General features: G+C 40.6%; 3 protein-coding genes. All 3 read left to right on the top strand.

Going from position 1 to position 4213, the window contains the following annotated elements; genetic code table 11:
- Positions 1–4 precede the first annotated feature (4 nt).
- Complete coding sequence (locus IH879_20675) at positions 5–814, top strand: hypothetical protein (GenBank protein MCH7677345.1); 810 nt, start codon at positions 5–7, stop codon at positions 812–814.
- 225 nt (positions 815–1039) lie between these two features.
- The gene (locus tag IH879_20670) at positions 1040–3313 is read left to right on the top strand and encodes a protein kinase (GenBank protein ID MCH7677344.1); all 2274 of its coding nucleotides are present in this window, start codon (positions 1040–1042) and stop codon (positions 3311–3313) included.
- 19 nt (positions 3314–3332) lie between these two features.
- Positions 3333–4213 (top strand): sigma 54-interacting transcriptional regulator (locus tag IH879_20665; GenBank protein ID MCH7677343.1); only part of this gene is annotated, 881 nt, incomplete at its 3' end.

Genomic DNA, 4213 nt, shown 5'->3' with positions numbered 1-4213 from the left:
TTCGATTGATGGTTATGAAAAACTACTACTTGAGTTAGGTGAAATCATTGCACGGTTGAATAACCTTGTAAAATCAGAATTTCAGTTGCAGGAAGAGAATGTCCTTAAAAGTGAGTTTTTGCTGGATTTCAATATTAAGCCGAGAGATGTACTTGAAGTACTATCAACGGAGGATTTAGTAAAGTTCATTAAAAGAAAAGGAATTAAAACTCGTGGGAATGATATATTAAATATTTTGACTTCATATAAAGACTCAGAAAATTTATATATCGAAAATTTTGAAAACATAGGTTTCCGGGATTTAAATGCTCTAAAGGAAAATGGCATAAAAATTAAAGAAGCCGATTTAGGTTTAAAATTTGAAGAAATAACAAAATCAATTTTTGCACAATTGGGATTTAATGTTGATGAAAAATTAAGAAAACAAATAAACACAAAAACGGATAAAATCGATATTCTTATGAATCTCGGAAATAATGAACTAATCTTAGTTGAATGTAAAACTATAAAAGAAAGCGGTTATAATAAATTTAGTTCTGTTTCGAGGCAGATGAAATCATATATTGCACTAACTGAAAAGAATAATTATAGCGTAATAAAATCGCTATTAATTGCTCCTGACTTCAGTGATGACTTTGTAAATGAAACCGAACTAGAATATGACTTAAATTTATCTTTGATAACGGCATTTTCTTTATTGAAAATCTTAGAAGGATTCAAAAAGTCAAAAAAGCATAAACAATTTCCTTTTAAATTACTAATGCGAGATGTTTTAATTAAAGAAGATAGAATAGTTAAAGCAATGAGCAAATAATTAAACATTTCACTAGTTGACCGATACAAGTACAGGGTGTCTTTATGTATACCTCTATAGTGCCCGAGGTTCCATTGTAAGCCACTTTATTGAGAGGATGGTGCATCTTCTCGGTGTGTCTTCCGTCCTACTCCTTCTCGTAGACCCGCCAGCCGAAATCCTTGACAGTTAAATCTTTCTCGCTTATCTTCCTTAATTCTCCTTTCAATTCATACTTCTGATACTATGGTCGGCAAAACAATTTCACATTACAAAATCCTTGAAAAACTAGGGGAAGGTGGAATGGGAGTGGTGTACAAAGCCCTTGACATCAAGCTCAAACGAACGGTTGCACTCAAATTTTTACCGCCCTCGCTAACGAAAGATGTTGCAGCTAACGAACGATTCATGAATGAAGCGCAAACTGCATCCTCCCTCGACCACGCTAATCTCTGCACAATATTTGAAATCGATGAAACAGCCGGAAAGGAGCTCTTTATCTGCATGGCTTCATACGACGGTGAAACCCTCAAGGATAAACTTAAACAAGGACCTCTTGAAATAAATGAAGCCATTGATTATGCAATTCAAATTGCTACTGGATTATCAAGAGCCCACGAAGCGGACATCATTCACCGGGATATTAAACCGTCAAATATTATTATTACCAAACGTGGTGAGGTGAAAATCATCGATTTCGGTTTAGCGAAATTAATTGGTCAGACTGAAATTACAAAGTCCGGGACAATTTTAGGTACATTCGCCTATATCTCACCGGAACAGATACGTGGAGAAAACGTTGACCACCGCACCGACGTCTGGGCACTCGGAACCATCTTATATGAAATCCTGACCGGGACACAGCCTTTTGAGAGTGAGTTCGAATTCACAATCCTTTACCTGATTTTGAACGAACATCCGCCGCCACTGCAGGGGCTTCGTGAAGGTATTCCGGAACAATTGCGGAGTGTTGTTTTTAAATTGCTTGAAAAATCTCTACCACAAAGATACCAAACCTGCACCGCACTCATAAAAGACCTCAAAAGAATTGCTGAAAACCCCGGATCTTACAGCAAAAGCAGACCCCCAAACATCCAGCATCACAAAGTCAAAAAAGATTCGGACTCCCAACAAAAAAAAGTCGAGTCACTGGCAGTTCTCCCTTTCAGCAACCCTTCAGGCAATGATGAAATTGAATACCTGAGCGAGGGTATCACAGAAAGCTTAATTAGGAACCTCTCTCAATTCTCGAATTTCAAAGTTATTTCAAGGACATCTGTATTTCATTATGAAGGCCAGCAGATTGAGATTCAAAAGATTGCCCGTGAACTGAACGTGAATAAATTATTGTTGGGGTGGGTCAGTCAGCGATCGGATAATATCTCAATTGGAGTTGAATTGGTTGAGGGCAGCGATAGTAGTCAGATTTGGGGAGAGCAATATACCAAAAAGCTTACTAATGTGGTTAAAATCCAGGAAGAAGTTGTAAAAGATATTTCAGCAAAACTCAAACTAAAGCTGACTAGAAATGAAAAAAAACACCTTGCGAGACAGTATGAAGTTGACAACGAAGCATATCAATTATTTCTGAAAGGACGTTATCACTGGAATAAACGCACTGTGGACAGTTTCAAGCAAAGCATCTCTTTCTACAATCAAGCCATCGAAAAAGACCCTACCTACGCATTAGCGTATAGTGGCCTTTCAGATTCTTATGCTCTGATTGGAATTTACGGATACCTGCCGGCGAACGATGTGTGGCCAAAAGCCAAGGCTGCCGCGCTCAAAGCAATGGAAATCGATCCGGATATGGCAGAAGCCCACAACGCGCTGGGCGCCGTAGAATCGTCCTACGAATGGAATTGGGCCAAGGCAGAAAAAGCATTCCAATATTCAATTGCCCTGAACCCTAATTACGCCATTGCCCATCAATGGTATGCCGGTCAACTGCGCATTCTTGGCAAATTTGATGATGCACTAAAAGAAATTCATAGGGCTCAGGAACTTGACCCCTTATCTTTGCAGATTAGCACGGATGTCGGCAGACTTCACTATTATGCCCGAGAGAACGATTTGGCAGTAAGGGAATATCAAAAAGTTCTTGAGTTAGATCCATACTTTTACCCGGCACATCTCTGGCTCGGCCTCGCCTTACTGGAAAAATGTGACTTTAGTGCAGCCATTGAATCATTACAAACCGCCCTGACTTTATCTGGCGATTATGCGGCCGTCGCCGCGGTTTTAGGATACGCATTTGGAATCTCCGGCAAGAGAACGCAAGCGAAAAAGATTATGAAGGAGTTGAAAAGTAGAGCAAAAAACGAATATATCTCAGCGGCGTATTTTGCCTGGGTGCACGTGGGCTTGAATGAATTGGATGCTGCATTTCAATATTTTGATAAAGCTTTTGAGGAGCGATCCTGGTGGGTCGTTTACTTGAAGATCTGGCCAGCTCCTGAAGAAATGACCCGCGACGCCCGGTACACCAAACTCCTGAAAAAACTGGGTTTGCCTGTTTGAAGAAACGCCTACAGAAACTATGAAACCTGCCACCAAAAAGAAATCTACCAAGCCGCCAAATGATACCCTCCGTTTGATGGAGGAAAAGCTGCATGATTTTGAAGCGCTAAATTCAGCCCTTTCAAGAATATTGTCAACAATGCAAGTCGAGGAAACACTTAAACACATTATCGGCTCAGCGATTAAACTTTGTCAGGCTGACCAGGGCTCTATCTTAATCATCCGGGCCGGACAAGTTCAAGAAGGGGAAACGCTTATTCGTGAAGGCGCTTCAAAAGAAGAAAAGTTAGATGAGTATATGAACCGACTCCTGGCCGGCTGGTGTTTTGTACATAAAGAACCGTTACTTACAAACGACCTGGGCAAAACATTCAGCAAAGAGAACATACTTGATAAGTATCAAGATATTTGCTCGGCTATCTCTATTCCTCTCAAATTAGACGAGGAAATTATAGGTGTCGTGAACCTCATCTCCCAAAATAAGAACCACCTTTTTAGTGCACGGGAACTCCGGATAATGGAGCAGCTAAGCTCAACCTGCGCCCAATTCATTCAGAATGCACAAAAACATGAAGCTCTGCTCGAAGAGACGCATAATCTTAAAAAAGCAGTCTCTGAAAAATACGCGTACGAGGGTATTATCGGTCAAAGCCCTGTGATGAAAAAAGTATTCTCGATTTTGGACCGCATCATTCCCACTGATGCCAGAGTTCTTATTAACGGGGAAAGCGGCACCGGTAAAGAGCTCATTGCGAGAGTGATTCATTTTAACGGTTCCAGAAAAGACGCCCCGTTTGTTGCTGTTGACTGCGGTGCACTGCCAGCAAATCTGTTAGAAAGCGAGCTCTTTGGATATGTTAAGGGGGCTTTTACGGGAGCGGATAAAAACAGAGCAGGCGT

This window comes from candidate division KSB1 bacterium (assembly GCA_022562085.1).
Taxonomy (GTDB): domain Bacteria; phylum Zhuqueibacterota; class Zhuqueibacteria; order Oceanimicrobiales; family Oceanimicrobiaceae; genus Oceanimicrobium.
The sequence above is the reverse complement of the archived record's forward strand: the minus strand, read 5'-3'. Positions and strand labels throughout refer to the sequence as shown.

Excerpts from the sequence above, each read along its gene's own strand:
- IH879_20670 (MCH7677344.1), top strand. The coding sequence starts at position 1,040 with ATGGTCGGCAAAACAATTTCACATTACAAAATCCTTGAAAAACTAGGG.